At 69.4% G+C, this 16,285-nt stretch carries 13 protein-coding genes; 5 read left to right on the top strand and 8 right to left on the bottom strand.

What is annotated here, in order from left to right; all coding sequences use genetic code 11:
- Positions 1–7: 7 nt before the first annotated feature.
- On the bottom strand, positions 8–1,564 hold the full coding sequence (locus Q3A80_RS05050; RefSeq protein ID WP_446327972.1) for a 3-hydroxyacyl-CoA dehydrogenase: 1,557 nt from the start codon (positions 1,562–1,564) through the stop codon (positions 8–10).
- A gap of 545 nt (positions 1,565–2,109) precedes the next feature.
- Here Q3A80_RS05050 and Q3A80_RS05045 point away from each other — a divergent pair.
- Entirely contained in the window at positions 2,110–3,198 is a 1,089-nt protein-coding gene (locus tag Q3A80_RS05045) for a calcium:proton antiporter (RefSeq protein WP_446327971.1), read from the top strand.
- A 316-nt stretch (positions 3,199–3,514) separates the two neighbouring features.
- Here Q3A80_RS05045 and Q3A80_RS05040 read toward each other — a convergent pair whose 3' ends face one another.
- From Q3A80_RS05040 to Q3A80_RS05015, 6 genes are all read right to left on the bottom strand, one after another.
- Positions 3,515–4,339, bottom strand: a complete 825-nt coding sequence (locus tag Q3A80_RS05040) for an amidohydrolase family protein (protein ID WP_446327970.1) — start codon at positions 4,337–4,339, stop codon at positions 3,515–3,517.
- Complete coding sequence (locus Q3A80_RS05035; RefSeq protein WP_446327969.1) at positions 4,336–5,358, bottom strand: hydroxyacid dehydrogenase; 1,023 nt, start codon at positions 5,356–5,358, stop codon at positions 4,336–4,338. The genes Q3A80_RS05040 and Q3A80_RS05035 overlap by 4 nt, the downstream gene beginning before the upstream one ends.
- The gene (locus Q3A80_RS05030) at positions 5,355–6,443 is read right to left on the bottom strand and encodes a LacI family DNA-binding transcriptional regulator (RefSeq protein WP_446327968.1); all 1,089 of its coding nucleotides are present in this window, start codon (positions 6,441–6,443) and stop codon (positions 5,355–5,357) included. The genes Q3A80_RS05035 and Q3A80_RS05030 overlap by 4 nt, the downstream gene beginning before the upstream one ends.
- A gap of 8 nt (positions 6,444–6,451) precedes the next feature.
- Positions 6,452–8,356, bottom strand: coding sequence for a TRAP transporter large permease (locus Q3A80_RS05025; RefSeq protein ID WP_446327967.1), 1,905 nt, complete (start codon positions 8,354–8,356; stop codon positions 6,452–6,454).
- Positions 8,357–8,359: 3 nt separating this feature from the next.
- Positions 8,360–9,391, bottom strand: a complete 1,032-nt coding sequence (locus Q3A80_RS05020; protein WP_446327966.1) for a TRAP transporter substrate-binding protein — start codon at positions 9,389–9,391, stop codon at positions 8,360–8,362.
- 380 nt (positions 9,392–9,771) lie between these two features.
- A complete protein-coding gene (locus Q3A80_RS05015; RefSeq protein WP_446327965.1) occupies positions 9,772–10,680 on the bottom strand; it encodes a LysR substrate-binding domain-containing protein in 909 nt (302 codons plus the stop codon).
- Between the two features lie 113 nt (positions 10,681–10,793).
- On the opposite strand from Q3A80_RS05015, the gene Q3A80_RS05010 reads away from it, so the two are divergent.
- Both Q3A80_RS05010 and Q3A80_RS05005 read left to right on the top strand, forming a co-directional pair.
- Entirely contained in the window at positions 10,794–11,732 is a 939-nt protein-coding gene (locus Q3A80_RS05010) for a 2-hydroxyacid dehydrogenase (RefSeq protein ID WP_446327964.1), read from the top strand.
- Between the two features lie 70 nt (positions 11,733–11,802).
- Complete coding sequence (locus Q3A80_RS05005; protein ID WP_446327963.1) at positions 11,803–13,185, top strand: MFS transporter; 1,383 nt, start codon at positions 11,803–11,805, stop codon at positions 13,183–13,185.
- Positions 13,186–13,226: 41 nt separating this feature from the next.
- Here Q3A80_RS05005 and Q3A80_RS05000 read toward each other — a convergent pair whose 3' ends face one another.
- Positions 13,227–14,195, bottom strand: coding sequence for a LysR family transcriptional regulator (locus Q3A80_RS05000; RefSeq protein WP_446327962.1), 969 nt, complete (start codon positions 14,193–14,195; stop codon positions 13,227–13,229).
- A 362-nt stretch (positions 14,196–14,557) separates the two neighbouring features.
- Here Q3A80_RS05000 and Q3A80_RS04995 point away from each other — a divergent pair, with 362 nt between their 5' ends.
- A complete protein-coding gene (locus tag Q3A80_RS04995) occupies positions 14,558–15,733 on the top strand; it encodes an HPP family protein (RefSeq protein ID WP_446327961.1) in 1,176 nt (391 codons plus the stop codon).
- A 118-nt stretch (positions 15,734–15,851) separates the two neighbouring features.
- Positions 15,852–16,265, top strand: a complete 414-nt coding sequence (locus Q3A80_RS04990; RefSeq protein ID WP_446327960.1) for a MarR family winged helix-turn-helix transcriptional regulator — start codon at positions 15,852–15,854, stop codon at positions 16,263–16,265.
- The last annotated feature ends 20 nt before the right edge of the window (positions 16,266–16,285 follow it).

Below are 16,285 nucleotides of genomic sequence, written 5' to 3'. Positions count from 1 at the left end.
CCGGCGGCTACGAACGGAACGTGCGGCCGGCCGCGTGCAGTGCGGCGATGCGCGGCGACACGCGATAGCGGTCCTCGCCGTAGCTCGCCGCGAGGTTCGACAGCACGCGATGCACGCGGCCGATGCCGATCGCATCGGCCCATGCGAGCGGGCCGCTCGGGTAGTTCACGCCCTTCTCCATCGCGAGATCGAGATCGGCGGGCGAGCACACGCCCTGGTTCACCGTGTCGGCCGCCTCGTTCGCGAGCATCGCAACGGTGCGCATCGCGACCATGCCCGGCACGTCGGCGATGCCGACGACGCGGAAACCCGCTTGCTGGAACAGGCCGACCGCGTCCGCGTACGCGGCGTCGCTGCACTGGAGCGCGCGCGTCAGCGCGATCAGCCCGGCCTGCGCGTAGTCGCGTGCGAGATCGACGAGTACGAGGTCGGTCACGCCGGTTTGCGCGGCACGCATCGTCGCGGTGCGGCCGTCGGTCAGCGCGATCGACGCGCGCCCGGCCACGGCGAGCAGTTCGTCCGGATGCGCGCCGTTGCGCCGCGCGTTCGCGATGCGTTCGACGAAGCGCGCATGCAGCGCGGCGGCCGGGCCGTCCTGCGCGAACAGCGCGACGTCGGCCGGTGCGGCGCGCGCGGCTTCGAGTTCCGGCGCGGGCGGCGGCGCGCCGTCCGCATACGAATAGAAGCCGCGCCCCGACTTGCGCCCGAGGAAGCCCGCGTTCACGAGTTCCTGCTGGATCAGCGACGGCGTGTAGCGCGGATCGTTGAAGTACGCGCGGAACACCGATTCGGTGACCGCGAAGTTCACGTCGTGGCCGATCAGGTCCATCAGCTCGAACGGACCCATCCGGAAGCCGGCGGCGTCGCGCATCACCGCGTCGATCGACGCCGGCGTGCCGCCCTGCTCGTTCAGCACGCGCAGCGCCTCCGCGTAGTACGGCCGCGCGACGCGGTTCACGATGAAGCCCGGCGTCGATTTCGCCATCACCGGGCGCTTGCCCCACGCGGCGGCCGTGTCGTACAGCGCTTGCGCGACGTCCGGTGCGGTCGCGAGCCCGCTGACCACCTCGACGAGCGCCATCAGCGGCGCCGGATTGAAGAAATGCAGCCCGGCCACGCGCTGCGGCGCACGCAGCCCGGCCGCGATCGACGTGATCGAGATCGACGACGTGTTGGTCGCCAGCACGCAGCGGTCGTCGACGTGGCGCTCGAGCGTCGCGAAGATCTCGCGCTTCACGTCGAGCCGTTCGGCCGCCGCCTCGACGATCAACGCGGCACCGGCGAAATCGGCCAGCGCACGCACCGCGCGGATCCGGCTGCCGGCCGCGTCCGCCTGCGCAGGCTCCATCCGGCCTTTCTCCGCGAGCCGCGCGAACTGCGCGCGGATGCCGGCCAGCGCCTTGTCGCACGCGGCTTCGTTCAGGTCGTACAGCAGCACCGGATGACCGGCCGCCGCCGCGACCTGCGCGATACCCGCGCCCATCGCGCCCGCGCCGATCACGCCGACGACCGCCGACGGCGCCAGCGCGCCCGAATTCACCGAATGTGCAGAAGAAACAGCCATCGCTTGCGATCCGTCATGAGGTGGAAGTGCGAGCGATTATAAACCGACCGGTCGGTAGATTTATGTCAGGGCGAGCCCGAATTCGTCGGGCAAGAGACCGTTACGGAAACTGCAAAGATAAAAAATTGAACGATCCGGGCACTTTTTGTAAACCGAAAGGTCAATGAAAGCGTTCGAATATGAGATAGTGACCCCGGTACGCCTGATAAAATTCGACAAATCGCCGGATTTCAAGGGGAAACCGCGTGTCACGCCGCTGCCGTCCATCGTCCGCGCGCTTTCGGGGCCGGTTCGGAATCGCCCGGCCGCCCGTCGTCACGTGCCCTCGCGCTTCCGTCGGCACCCCGTTACCTCGAACCGTTTCATCCCGCGGCGAGCCCCGGCCCGCCCGCGCCCGTCGCGGCCTCACGGCGGCGAACCGCAGGCAGCACTGCTCCGCGCTGCCGCCCGTCAGCATCATCGTCCTCGTTCGGCGGAATATCCGGCCGGGCTTCGTCAACCCGTGACGGCGCGTCGCGCGCCGCCACTCGCATAGGAAACCATCCATGCCGATCTCGTCCAACCAGCTCCCGCGCTGGACCCTCTGGGCCCCGCTTGCCGCGTGGCTGGTACTCGCGCTGTCGCGCGTCGTGCCGGCCGAAGGCCTCGTCATCGCGCTGTTCGCCGCCGCGCTCGCCGGCGTCGTGTTCGCCGCCGTCCACCATGCGGAAGTCGTCGCGCACCGCGTCGGCGAACCGTTCGGCACGCTGGTGCTCGCGGTCGCCGTGACCGTCATCGAGGTTGCGCTGATCGTGTCGGTGATGCTCGGCGCCGGCCCCGAGAAATCGGGCCTCGCGCGCGACACCGTGTTCGCCGCCGTGATGATCATCTGCAACGGGATCGTCGGCCTCTGCCTGCTGGTCGGCGCGTGGAAGCACGGCGAACAGGACTTCCAGGGGCGCGGCGCGAGCAAGGCGCTCGCGGTGCTCGCGTCGCTGTCGGTGCTGTCGCTCGTGATGCCGAACTACCTGAGCGCCGCACCGGGCCCGTTCTTCTCGAAATCGCAGCTCGCGTTCGCCGGCGTCGCGTCGCTGGTGCTGTACGGCGCGTTCGTGTTCGTGCAGACCGTGCGCCATCGCGACTACTTCCTCGCCGCGCACGACAGCGCGAACGAAGCGGTGCACGCGGCCGCGCCGAGCAACCGCACCGCGATGATCAGCATGGTCCTGCTGTTCGCGAGCCTCGTCGCGGTCGTGCTGCTCGCGAAGCTGCTGTCGCCGGCCGTCGAGCACGCGGTGATGAAGCTCGGCGCGCCCGAGGCGGCGGTCGGCATCGTGATCGCCGCGCTGGTGCTGCTGCCCGAAGGGCTCGCCGCCGTCACCGCCGCGCGCGCGAATCGGCTGCAGACCAGCATGAACCTCGCGCTCGGCTCGGCGCTCGCAAGCATCGGGCTCACGATCCCGACCGTCGCGGCCGTGTTCATCTGGGTCGGCCAGCCGCTCACGCTCGGCATCGGCGCGATGGAAACCGTGCTGCTCGCGCTGACGCTGCTCGTCAGCACGTTGACGTTGAGCCAGGGGCGCACGACGGTGCTGCACGGTGTCGTGCATCTTGCGTTGTTCGCGGCCTATCTGTTCCTGTCGGTCACTCACTGACGTCACCGGCGCGCGGCACGGCGAAGCGATTCCGCCGTGCCGCGTGCGGTGCTTCACCCCCGCCCCATCTCCCCTTTGCGCGCTGCGGCCGTCGCCGCCGGAAGCGCGGAATAGTCGCCGGCGAGCGCGTTCGGCGAATCGCCGATCTTCATCGCATACGGATGCCGGCGTTCGTTCGATGCATTCGGGATCGTCACTCCCGACGCACAACCAGAGCACGTGCGCAACGATCCGCCCGCACCCCAACACTTCGTTCAGCGTTCGTCGCCTGCAGGTTCAAGGTCCGTCGCGTTGCAACGGCGCGCCGATCGAATGCTCAGAACCCGTACAGCACCGCCGGGTTGTCGACGAGAATCGCACGGGCGACCGCATCGTCCGCCGCGCACGCGTGCAGCCAGCCGAGCAGGCTCGCATCGTCCGGCAGCGGCGCCGCGTTCGGATGCGGCCAGTTGCTGCCCCACACGCAACGCGCCGAGTGCTCGCGCGCGAGCACGGTCGCGAGGCGCGCGACGTCGTCATAGCCGGGTGCGCCGGACTGCGACGTCTCGTAAGGCGCGGACAGCTTCAGCCACACGTGCCCGCGATCCAGCAGGCGCCGCAACGCAACGAACGCCGGCGCGTCCGGTGCGACCGGCGTCAGGAACTTGCCGGTGTGATCGATCACGACATGCGCCGGCAGCGGCGCCAGCATCGCGTCCACGTCGGGCAGCGTGCGGCCGTCGAGCTGCAGATCGATGTGCCAGCCGAGCGGCGCGATCCGCGCGGCCATCCGTTCGAGTTCGTCCCATCGCGCGACGCCGCCTGCCAGCGTCATGAACCGCACGCCGCGGATACCGGCCGCGTGCAGCCGTTCGAGCTCGGCGTCCGGCACGTCGACCGCCAACGTCGCGACGCCGCGCGCGTGCGGGCCGAATGCGGCCAGCGCATCGAGCGTGCAGCGGTTGTCGAAGCCATAGCCGGTTGGCTGCACGACGACCACGCGGGTGAGGCCGAGCGCCTGCTGCACGCGCCGATACGCATCCACCGGCGCATGCGGCGGGCGAAAGGTCGCCGTCGGCGCGAGCGGATACGCATCGTCGTAGATGTGAATATGGCAGTCGCACGCCTGCGGCGGTCGGATGCCGTGCGCGTCGCGCATCATCGCGTGCCCGGCGCGGCGGCCGCGGCGGCCGACCGCCAGCGTTCCAGCCGCGTCGCATGCGCGGCATTGACGGCGCCGTTCGGCACGCGTCCGTCGAGCAGCGCGGCGAGCTGGTCGACCGTCTCCAGCGCCTGATGCTCGACCGCCGGCCGCGTGAGCCCGCCGACATGCGGCGTCGCGATCACGCGCGCATGCGCGGCAAGTGCGGGCGTCGGCATCTGATCCGGCGCGCGGCCGACATCGAGCGCGCAGCCGGCGAGCCCGCCGCGGTCGAGTGCGTCGGCAAGCGCCTGCTCGTCGACGAGCTCGCCGCGCGATGCGTTGATGAAACACGCACCCGGCTTCATCGCGGCGAATGCACGCGCATCGAACAGGTTCGCGGTGGCCGGCGTCGCGGGCGCGAGGCATACGACGTAATCGGCGTCGCGCAGCAGGGTCGCGCGCTCGACCTGTTCGATCGGCGGCGCATCGACCCGCACGTACGGATCGCACACCAGCACGCGCATTCCGAACGCCGTCGCGATCGGCGCGAGATGGCGCGCGATCTGTCCGTAGCCGACCACGCCGAGCGTGCTGCCGCGCAATTCGCGGCCCATCCGCGGCACCGGCGGCGTGCCGCGATGGTACGCGCCGGCATACGCGCCGATGCCGCGTGCGAGGTCGATCATCGCACCGATCACCCATTCCGCGACGGCCGGGCCGAAACCGGGGCTCGCCTGCGTGACCAGCACGCCGCATTCGCTCGCCGCATCGACGTCGACGGTCCGAATGTCGACCGCGCAGCGCAGGAACGCGGCAAGCGCCGGCAGCCCGGCGAACAGCGCGCGCGGCGCCGGCGTCTGCCGGTACGCGATGATCGCGTCGTGTCCGTGCGCGGCGGCGATCAATTCGTCCGTGCCGAGTTCACGGTCGAACGGATTGCACGTGACGTCAGCAATCGCCTGCAGCGCGCGCAGCGCCTTCGCGCCGAAGTAGTAATCGAACATCCCGGACGGATGGGTCACGTAGACGCGCGTCATGCGTGGTCTCCGTTCGACGCGGCCGCACGCGGCGGCGGCGCGACCGACGCGCGCTCGACGAGCGTGACGCCCGGGAACACGCACTGCCCGGCCTCCAACGACGACGACGATGCCGAATCGCCGTCGTGCCGCATCACGCGCCGCACCATCTCCGCGGCCATGTCGGTAACGGGCAGCTGCACGGTGGTCAGCGCCGGCGACGAAATCGCCGACAGGAAATGGCCGTCCATCCCGACGACCGACACATCGTCCGGCACGCGCAAGCCGCCGTCGCGCAGGCCGGCCATCAGGCCGAGCGCGAACAGGTCGTTGACCGCGACGATGCCGGTCGGCCGTGCGGGATCGGCCGCGAGCTCGGCACCGAGCGCGCGCCCGACGTCGACGATCACCGCGTCGCCGTATTCGTTTGCCGGGCCGCCGTCGAGCACTTGCGCGTCGGCGCCTGCGTCGTGCGCGACCGCGAGAAAGCCGCGGATCTTGTCGCTGCGGCTCACGGTGATGCCGGCCACCGTCGCGAACGCGAGCCGCGTATGGCCGGCGGCGACGAGGCAGCCGGTCGCGAGCCGCGCGGCCGCCTCGTTGTCGGCGGTCACGTGATCGACCTTCGATTGCTCGCCGGGCGTCGCGCGGCGGTCGTAGCTGACGACCGTCATCCCGCGTTCGGCCGCGCGCTCGAGGTGGCTTTCGTCGGCGAGCGACGAGATCACGATCACGCGCCGCACGCCGTGCGCGAACAGGTCGTCGAAGAACGACGCCTCCTTGCCCGCATCGCGATACGTGTTGCCGATCAGCACGCGATGGCCGTACTGCTCCTGCGCGCACGCTTCGATCTCGCGTGCGATGTAGCCGTACATCGGATTCGCCATCGACGGCACCAGCAGTCCGACGAGCGGCGTCTGCCCCGTCTTCAGCTGGCGCGCGAGCGTGCTCGGACGATACTGCAGCGCATCCATCGACGCCTTCACGCGTTCGAGCGTCTCCGGCTTCATCTGGTCGGTGCGGCCGTTGAGCACGTTCGAAACCGTGCTGACCGAAACGGCCGCATGACGGGCCACGTCCTGAATCGTACTCATGTCGTCTTGCATTGAACGGGCTACAGGCCGAAATGGGCCGGCAGCCACAACGAAAACGCCGGTGCGAAGATCAGCGCCACGAGGGCGGCGAACAGCACCAGCAGGTATTTCACCATCGGCCGCGCCACACGAGCGACCTCGGTCCCCGTGATCGCGCAGGTCGTGAACAGCCCGAGCCCGACCGGCGGCGCGAACAACCCGAGCCCCATCGCGACCACCACGACCGTGCCGAAATGCAGCGGATTGATCCCGAGCCGCAGCGCGATCGGCGCGAGCAGCGGCCCGAAGATGATCAGCGCCGGCGCGCCTTCGAGCACGGCGCCGAACACGATCATCAGCAGCGCCGCCAGCAGCAGGAACGCGGTCGAGCCGTACTGATGCGCAAACGCGGTCATTGTGCCCGAGACGAGCGCCGGAATCTGCTCGATGGACAGCGCGAACGACACGCTCGACGCCGCCGCGACGATGAACAGGATACTGCTCGCCATCGACGCCGCCCGCACGAACACGCGGCCGACCGAACGCCAGGTCAGTTCGCGGAATGCCGTCCAGCCGACGACGAGTGCATAGACCACCGCGAACGCCGACACTTCCGTCGACGTCGCGATGCCCGACGTCACGCCCTTGCCGATCATCGCGACCATGATCAGCGCGACGAGCGCGCCGCCCGCGAGCGGCAGCCACGCGCGGCGCTCGGTGAACACCGCGTCGACGTCGATCCGTCGTCCGCAGATCACCGTCACGACCGCCAGCGACGCGGCGAGCACGGCCGCCGGCACGATCCCGGCGACGAACAGCCCGGCGATCGAGATGTTCGCGACGAAGCCCATGATGATCATGTTCACGCACGGCGGGATCGTCTCGGCCATCACCGCGCTGCACGCGAGCAGCGCCGCGGTTTCGTCGGGGTCCTGGCGCGCGCGGCGCACGGCCGGCATCACGACGCCGCCTACTGCCGCGATGTCGGCCAGCTTCGAACCCGACACGCCGGAAAAGCATGCCGTCGCGAAGATCACGATCAGCCCGAGGCCGCCGCGCACGCGTCCGAAGAGCCGCAGCAGCAACTCGACGAGCCGCGCCGACATCCCGTTCGACTCCATCAGCAAGCCGGCCAGCACGAAGAACGGCACCGCGAGCAGCACGAAGTGATCGGCGCCGGCCATCACCTGCTGCGAGTAGACGAGCAGCGGCAGCGTCGGGTCGGCCAGGAAGTACAGCAGCGCGGAGAACGCGAGCACGAAGCCGATCGGCACGCCGAGCACGAGCCCGCCGACGAAGCCGGCGACCAGCAGCGCGCCCGGCGCGATCGCATGCTCGGGCCGCAGCGCGTTCCAGCCGTACACCGCGAGCGCGACGGTCACGCAGCACGCGAGCGTGCCGAGCACGCGGCGGCGCGGCGCGTTCAGCGCGTTCGCGAGCGCGAATACGCTCATGAACAGCGCGCCGAACATCATCGGGTACACGTTGATCCAGCCCGGCAGGCCGCCGGTGGTCAGCTGGTCGTACGAATCGCCGAGCAACTGCCACGACGACGCCAGCAGGTTCAGCGACACCGCCGCGACGACCCAGTGGCCGATCTGCACGAGCGCGCCCTGCCAGCTTGCCGGCAGCCAGCCGCGGAACAGGTCGATGCCGACGTGCTGGCTGCGCCCGAGCACGGTTGCCGCGCCGAAGAACACCAGCACGATCATCAGCGCGCTCGCGACTTCCTCGGCCCAGTCGACCGGGTCGTGCAGGAAATAGCGGAACACGACCGACACGAACACGACGAGCACGTCGACGGCCAGCACCGCGGCCGACACGTATTCGATCGAGCGCATCGCCGCCTCCAGCGCGCGGGCGACCGCGCGCACGGGGCGGCCTGCGCCGGCAGCCGGCACGGCGCCCGACACGGAACTCACGGAACCCACGGAACCGGTCTTCATCGCTCAGCCTCGCGCCGCGGCGATCGCCGGAAACAGCGGCGCGGTGGCCGGATACTGCTTCGCGAACGCGACGTAGAGCCGGTCGTGCATCGCCTGCCGCAACGCGGTGCGCTCGGCGTCGGCCATCGGGTGGAACGTCATCCCGTGCTGCTTCAGCGCCGCCTCCGCCTGCGCGGCCTTCTGCGTCGCGATCGCGCGCTGCTGCGCGGTCGCATCGGCCACCGCGCGGTCGAACGCCGCGCGCAGGTTCGCCGGAATCCGGTCGAGCGCGCGCCGCCCCATCACGACGGTCATCGCCGCGAACACGTGATGCGACTGCCAGCACGACTTCACGATCTCGTCGAAACGGCTCGCGAGCACGGTCGCCGGATCGTGTTCGAGCCCGTCGACGACACCCGTCTGCACGGCCATGTACAGCTCGCCGAACGGAATCGGCGTCGGCACTGCGCCCATCACCTTGAAGGTGTCCATGAACGCCGGCGTCGGCAGCACGCGCAGCTTCGTGCCCTTCACGCCCTGCAGCGCCGTCACCGGCTGCTTCGTGAACACGCAGCGCCCGCCGAAATGCGAGCCCCACGTCAGCACCGAACAGCCCGAGCGCTTTTGCAGGAGCGCGTTCAGGCTCGCGCCGACCTGGCCGTCGAGCACCTTCGCGACGTGCGCATAGCTGTCGAACAGGTAGCCGAGATCGAGCATCCCGAGTTCCGGCGCGACCGTGGCCCAGATCGACGAGCCCGCGATCATCATGTCGATCGCGCCGATCTTGACCTGCTGCGCGACGTCGCTTTCCTTGCCGAGCTGGCTGTTCGGAAAGTAGTCGACCCGGATCGCGTCGCCGACGCTCGCCTTCAGGTTCGCGGCCAAACGCTCGTACCACACGTAGTGCGCGGCGTTCTGGTCGGCCGGCATCGACGACGAGCAGCGCAGCGTCACGGCCGGCTGGGCTGCGCGGACGATGCTCGGCACGCCGCCCGCAGCCGCCAGCGTGGCGGCGGACGCGGTTTGCAGAAAGCGCCGCCGGGTGAAGGTAGTCATGGCCGTCTCCTTTGCGAGTGCGCCTGCGGGCGCAACTGTATCGATTTAGTGTATCGATACAGTAATACGACGACCGACGAGAGAAAAATGGGGGTTTTCCCGTGACGGCGACCGTCCGGTGTACGGTGGAGGGGAATTGCGGGCGGGAACGCCGGTCGGCGTGGGGCTTTGGCGGGTTTTGCGGCCGCGCTCCTCGTTCGATCGCCGACGCCATTGTCAGACAACTGACTGTCCGGACGACGCGCGCCGTCGGCGGCGCGATCCTGTCGGAGCGCGTGCCGCTGCGCCCGCGCTCCGCTTTGACACGTTCGATGACGCACGCCACATCGCGGCTCCGGGTTTACCGGCTCACGCGCCAGCCCGGCGCGCACTACTCCGCCCTATGCGACAGCACCCTCCGCTCCTTCGGTCAGAAACCGTTCGACCATCGCGTTGAACACCGGCAGTGCCGGGTTGTCGTTGTCCGCCCGCCATGCCAGATACAACTCGGCCGCCACGTCGACGCCCGCGAGCGGCCGGAACACCACGCCGTCCACATGCAGTTCGCGCGCCGATGCCGGCACCAGCGCCGCACCGAGCCCGGCGCGCACGAGGCCGAGGATCGTATGCGTCTGCCCGACGTAATGCAGGTAGTTCGGCAGCCGCCCGGCGCTCGCGAACATCCCCGAGATCATGTCGTGGAAGTACTTCCCCTCGTTCGGCGAATACGCGATGAACGGCTGCCGGTCGAGCTCGTCCGGCCCGATCCGTTCGTATGCGGCCAGCGCCGCGCCCTGCGCGACCGCGACGAGCATCGGCTCGCGCTGCACGAGCCGGTATTCGAGCGGATGACGTGCGGCGCGCTGGCGCACGAACCCCGCATCGAGCATGCGCGACGCAAGCGCGTCGATCTGCACGGTGGACACCATTTCGCGCAGCTCGACGTCGACGTCCGGCAGCGCATGCGCCGCATGCGCGAGCAGCACCGGAATCATCCGGTACGCGCTGACGGCCGTGAAGCCGAGCGTGATGCGCCCGGCCCCGCCGTGCGCGACGCGTTGCGCGGCCTGTTCGGCCCTCGCGGAAAACTCGAGGATGTGGCGCGCATCGCGCAGGAAGCGCTCGCCGGCCGCGGTCAGCCGGACCTGCCGGCTGCTGCGTTCGAGCAGCGCGATGCCGAGCGCATGTTCGAGCAGCTGGATCTGCCGGCTCAGCGGCGGCTGCGTCATGAAGAGCCGCTTGGCCGCGCGGCCGAAATGCAGCTCCTCGGCCACCGCGACGAAGCAGCGCAGCTGGTTCAGTTCAATCATTCAATTCCTGGATCAATCGATAGTCTTTTGATGTTAGACCAACATCGATCCGCTTCCTATACTCGGTTGCACCTGATGCGCGGCCCGCGCCGCACACGACGACCGAGACCTTCATGACCATCGATATCCTGCTCACCCAGCCGCTGCCCGACGCCATCGACGCCGAACTGTCCACCCGTTACGCGGTGCATCGCCTGTACGCGGCCGACCAGCCCGCCGCGCTGCTCGATCGCGTCGCGCCGCGCATTCGCGGTGTCGTCACCGGCGGCGCGAACGGCCTGTCCGCCGCGTTGATGGACCGGCTGAGCGCGCTCAAAATCATCGCGATCAGCGGCATCGGCACCGACGCCGTCGATCTCGAGCGCGCCCGCGCGCGCGGCATCCACGTGACGACGACGCCCGACGTGCTGACCGACGACGTCGCCGACATGGCGATGGGCCTGATCCTGATGACGCTGCGCGATCTCGGCGCCGGCGAGCGCATCGTGCGCGCCGGGCGCTGGGGCAAGGTCGCGCAGCCGCTCGCGACGCAGGTGACGGGCAAGCGGCTCGGCATCGTCGGGCTCGGCCGCGTCGGTCGCGCGATCGCGCAGCGCGCGCAGGCGTTCCGGATGCCCGTCAGCTATTTCGGCCCGCGCGAGCACCGCGACAGCGGCTATCGCTACGTCCCCGACCTGGTCGCGCTCGCACGCGACAGCGACGTACTGGTGCTTGCGGCATCGGCCGACCACGGCAACGTGCTGGTGACCGCCGACGTGCTCGCCGCGCTCGGCCGCAAAGGATTCCTGATCAATGTCGCGCGCGGCAAGCTCGTCGACGAAGCCGCGCTCGTGCGCGCGCTCGCGGACGGCACGATCGCCGGCGCCGGCCTCGACGTGTTCGTCGACGAGCCGCACGTGCCGCCCGAACTGTTCGAACTCGAACGCGTCGTCGTGCAGCCGCATCGCGCAAGCGCCACGCACGAGACGCGCGAGCACATGGGCCGGATCGTGCTCGCGAACCTCGCGGCATGCTTCGCCGGCCAGCGCCCGCCGACCACGGTCACCGGCTGAGCGCCGCAACCCGACTTTCACTACGACACCAAACGAAACGCCTCCGCCCGACGGAGGCCAGGAGACTCGCATGCCCCATCGATCCAGCGGCACCGCCGTCGCAGCAGCGCCTGCGTCGCCCGCCTCATCCACCGCGTCGCGCGCGATCGGCCGCGTCCGTTTCACGGTTCTCGCGCTGATCTTCGCGGTCACCGTCGTCAACTATGCGGATCGCGCGACGATGTCGATCGCCGGCACCGGCGTCGCGCACGACCTCGGGCTCACGCCCGTCCAGCTCGGCGTCGTCTTTTCCGCGTTCGCGTGGGCCTATGCGATCGGGCAGATTCCCGGCGGCTGGCTGCTCGACCGCTTCGGCGCGCGCCGCGTGTACGGGCTGAGCCTGCTGCTGTGGTCGGTGTTCACGATGCTGCAAGGCACCGTCGGCTGGTTTGCCGTGCAAGGCGCGACCGCGACGCTCGCGCTGTTCGCGATGCGCTTCATGCTCGGCCTCGTCGAATCGCCGGCGTTTCCCGCCAATTCGCGGATCGTCGCGTGCTGGTTCCCGACCGCCGAACGCGGCACCGCGTCGGCGCTGTTCAATTCCGCGCAGTACATGGCTGTCGTGCTGTTCACGCCGGCGATGGCGTGGCTCACGCATGCGCTCGGCTGGGAACACGTGTTCCTGTGGATGGGGATGCTGGGCGTCGCGCTGTCGGCGCTGTGGTTCGCGTGGTATCGCGAGCCGCACGGCCATCCGCGCGTGAGCGACGCCGAACGCGACCATCTGCGTGCGCATGGCGCGCTCGTCGATCTCGAGGCGAACCGCGTCCGGCAGCGCACGCACGTGTCGTGGCACGATGCGTCGCACCTGTTCCGCCACCGCAACCTGTGGGCGATCTATATCGGCCAGTACTGCATCACCGCGCTCACGTACTTCTTCATCACGTGGTTCCCGATCTACCTGATCAAGGGGCGCGGAATGACGATCATGGAAGCCGGCTGGGTCGCCGCGCTGCCGGCGCTCTGCGGGTTCACCGGCGGCGTGCTCGGCGGCGTGCTGTCGGACTGGCTGATCCGGCGCGGCGTGCATCCGTCGCGCGCACGCAAGACGCCGTTCGTCGTCGGGATGGCGATGGCGACGCTGCTCGTGCTCGCGAACGGCGCGTCGTCGAACGCGGTGGTGATCGCGCTGATGACGATCGCGTTCTTCGGCAAGGGGCTCGCGGCGGTCGGCTGGGCCGTGCTCGCCGACACCGCGCCGGAAGGGATGGTCGGCCTGAGCGGCGGCGTGTTCAACGGCCTCGGCAATATCGCGGGGATCGTCACGCCGCTCGTGATCGGCTACTTCGTCGCGCACACCGGCTCGTTCGCGGGCGCGCTGTGGTTCGTCGCCGCGCACGGGCTGATCGGCATCGCCGCTTACACGTGGCTCGCCGGCCGCTTCGAGCGGATTCGCGTCACGCCGGACGCGTGACGCCGGGCGCCCGGCGGCGCACGTCGCGCGCGCCGACCGCATCACGCGCGCTGCCGGCCTGCCGGCGGCTGCTCGACCGCGAGCCGGTCGAGTTCGCGCAGGTCGTTTTCCAGCGCGGGCGTGAGCGTCGTGCGCAGATGATCGAGGAACGTGCGGATCTTCGCGTCCAGATAGCGGCGCGTCGCATAGACCGCATACACGCTGACCGTCTGCAGCCGGTACTCGGGCAGCACGCGGATCAGCCGCCCTTCGCGGATGTCGTCGAGCACCGTATACAGCGCGACGCACGCGATCCCGCGGCCGGCCCGCACCGCGACGCACAGCGCATCCGGCACGTTGACCTGGAACGGCGCCGGCTGCAGTTCGTAGACCATCTCCTCGTCGTCGCCGCGCTCGAGCCGCCATTCGCTCGCCGGCGACGCGGGCGTGTCGAGGCGCAGGCACACGTGGTTCGGCAGGTCGTCCGGCGTCTTCGGCGTGCCGTGCCGCGCCAGGTACTCGCGCGACGCGACGAGCACGCTGCAGGTCGTGCCGCAGGTCTGCGCGACATACCCGGAATCAGGCAATTGCGACGCGGTCACGATCGACACGTCGTAGCCTTCCTCGACGAGGTTCGGCATCCGCTGCGCGAGCGTCAGCTCGACCGACACGTCCGGATTGTCTTCCTGATAGCGCACGATCGACGACACGACGTGACTCTGCCCGAGACCCGTCATCGCATGAATGCGCATCTTGCCGCTCGGCCGCAGCAGCGCATTGCGCGCCTCGGCGTTCGCATAGTCGATCTCGGCGAGGATCGATTTCGCACGCTCGAAGTAGCGCTCGCCGCTTTCGGTGAGACCGAGGTGGCGCGTCGTGCGATGCAGCAGGCGCGTCTGTACGTGGGCTTCGAGATTCGAGACCGCGCGCGACACCTGCGCGGTAGTCGCGTCGATTTCTTTCGCGACCGCGGTAAAACTGCCGGCTTCGACAACGCGCACGAACAGGCGCATGTTTTCGAGCATGTCCATTGGATTGGCTTGGGGAGTGTCGGTGGGGAAACGTCGGCGGCGCTCGCTTCAGACGGGAATCGGTGCGGGCGCGCGAGCCACGCGCACGCGGTCACCTTGCCGGAGAACAGGCGGGAGAGCGGGCATCGCGTGCGTGGTTGTGGCATATCGGGGAATTGAGTGGCCGAATTGTACGCCGCTGCAGACAAATATGCGCGCTACGCGGCTTCCCGCCTCCCAACCGGTGAAAGGTTTTTGCAAGATCGGCGCGTCGCGCGCATGCAACGCGTTGATGCAGCGCGACAATTTGTATCACGACGCGATATAATTTCGGTTTTCTTGCGCGGCATCAACCGCGCCGCCATTCTTACCGCTTACCGTCCATGTCGTCAGGCTCCTCTCCGTCGCGCCGCACGTTCCGGCAATGGCTGCACAGCTTCATTCCCCACCCGATGACGCTCGGCTGGCGCGAGCGCATGCGCTCGTGCACGGGCGCGCTCGTCGGCATCGCGACGGTCGGCGTGACGATGCGGCTGCTGCCCGGCGTGCCGGGCCTCGTGCCGCTGCTCGTCGCGCCGATGGGCGCGTCGGCCGTGCTGCTGTTCGCGGTGCCGGCGAGTCCGCTCGCGCAGCCGTGGTCGATCATCGGCGGCAACCTGGTGGCGGCGACCGTCGGCGTCGCCTGCGCGCAATGGATCGCCGATCCGATCACGGCCGCCGCGGTCGCGGTTGCGCTCGCGATCGGCGGCATGTTCGCGCTGCGCTGCGTGCACCCGCCGTCGGGTGCGGTCGCGCTGACGGCGGTGCTCGGCGGCCCGGCGATCCATGCACTCGGCTTCGGCTTCGTGGTCGAGCCGATTGCGCTGCAATCGGCGATCCTGCTGTCGGCCGCGCTCGTGTACCACGCGCTGACGGGCCATCGCTATCCGCACGGCGGCGTGCGTCCGGACGCGAAGCCGCAGGGCGGCAGCGCCGCGCCCGCGCGTGGCGGCTTCACGCGCGCCGACCTCGACGCGGTGCTGAAGCGCCGCGGCGAATGGCTCGACATCGATCCGGACGACCTCGAAATGCTGCTGCGCGAAACGGAAATGCAGGCGTATACGCGCACGTTCGGCCAGCTCACGTGCGCCGACCTGATGACGAAGAATGCGATCGAGGTGGCACCGTCGACGTCGGTGACGGCCGCGCTGACGCTGCTCGACCGCCATCGCGTGAAGGCGCTGCCCGTCGTCGACGGCGACGATCGCCTGATCGGCATCGTCACGCGCGCGGACCTCACGCGCCAACTGCGTCGCCCGACCCCGCTGTGGCAGCGGCTGTCCGCGCGGCTGCCGCAGTCGCTCGGCGGCCAGCCGGCCAGCGTCGCCACCGTGATGACGCGCGACGTCGCGTGCGTGCCGCAGACGATGCCGATCACCGCGCTGGTGCCGTTGTTCACGCATTCGGGCCACCACCATATTCCGGTCGTCGATTCGTCGCGCCGCCTCGTCGGGATCATTACGCAGACGGATCTCGTCACGGGCCTGTACCGGCAGACGCAGATGCTCGAGGCCGCATAACGCCGACGAATAGCGCGCAACGAACGACGCAATGCAGGTCGTGTCGCCAAGATTCGGCCATTTATATCATGTTGTGATATATTGCGCGCTACCGAAACCGCCTGCCCGACCGACCGCAATGACCGATACCCGCCGCGCGCTTGCCAAAAGCGATTTTCAGCAACTGTCCGAGTTCCGCTATCAGATGCGCTGCTTCGAGCGCTTCTCCGAACGCGCCGCGCAAAGCGAAGGCGTGACGCCGCTGCAATACCTGCTGCTGTTGCACATCAAGGGCTACCCGCACCGCGAATGGGCCACCGTCGGAGAACTCGCCGAGCGGCTGCAGGCGCAGCACCACGGCGTCGTCGCGCTGGTGACGCGCTGCGAGGCGCTCGGGCTCGTGAAGCGCAAGACGAGCGAAGCGGACCGCCGGCAGGTCGAAGTGCACCTCGAAGAGGCCGGCGAAACGCTGCTCGCGCGGCTCGCCGCCCTGCATCGCGCGGAACTGAAATCGCTGAAGGATGCGTTCCAGGTTCCGCAGATCGATTACTGACCCAAGTTTTCCCGACCTTT

It is taken from the genome of Burkholderia sp. SR8 (genome assembly GCF_052851275.1).
Note: the sequence above shows the minus strand (reverse complement) of the source record. Positions and strands in the feature narration are given on the sequence as shown.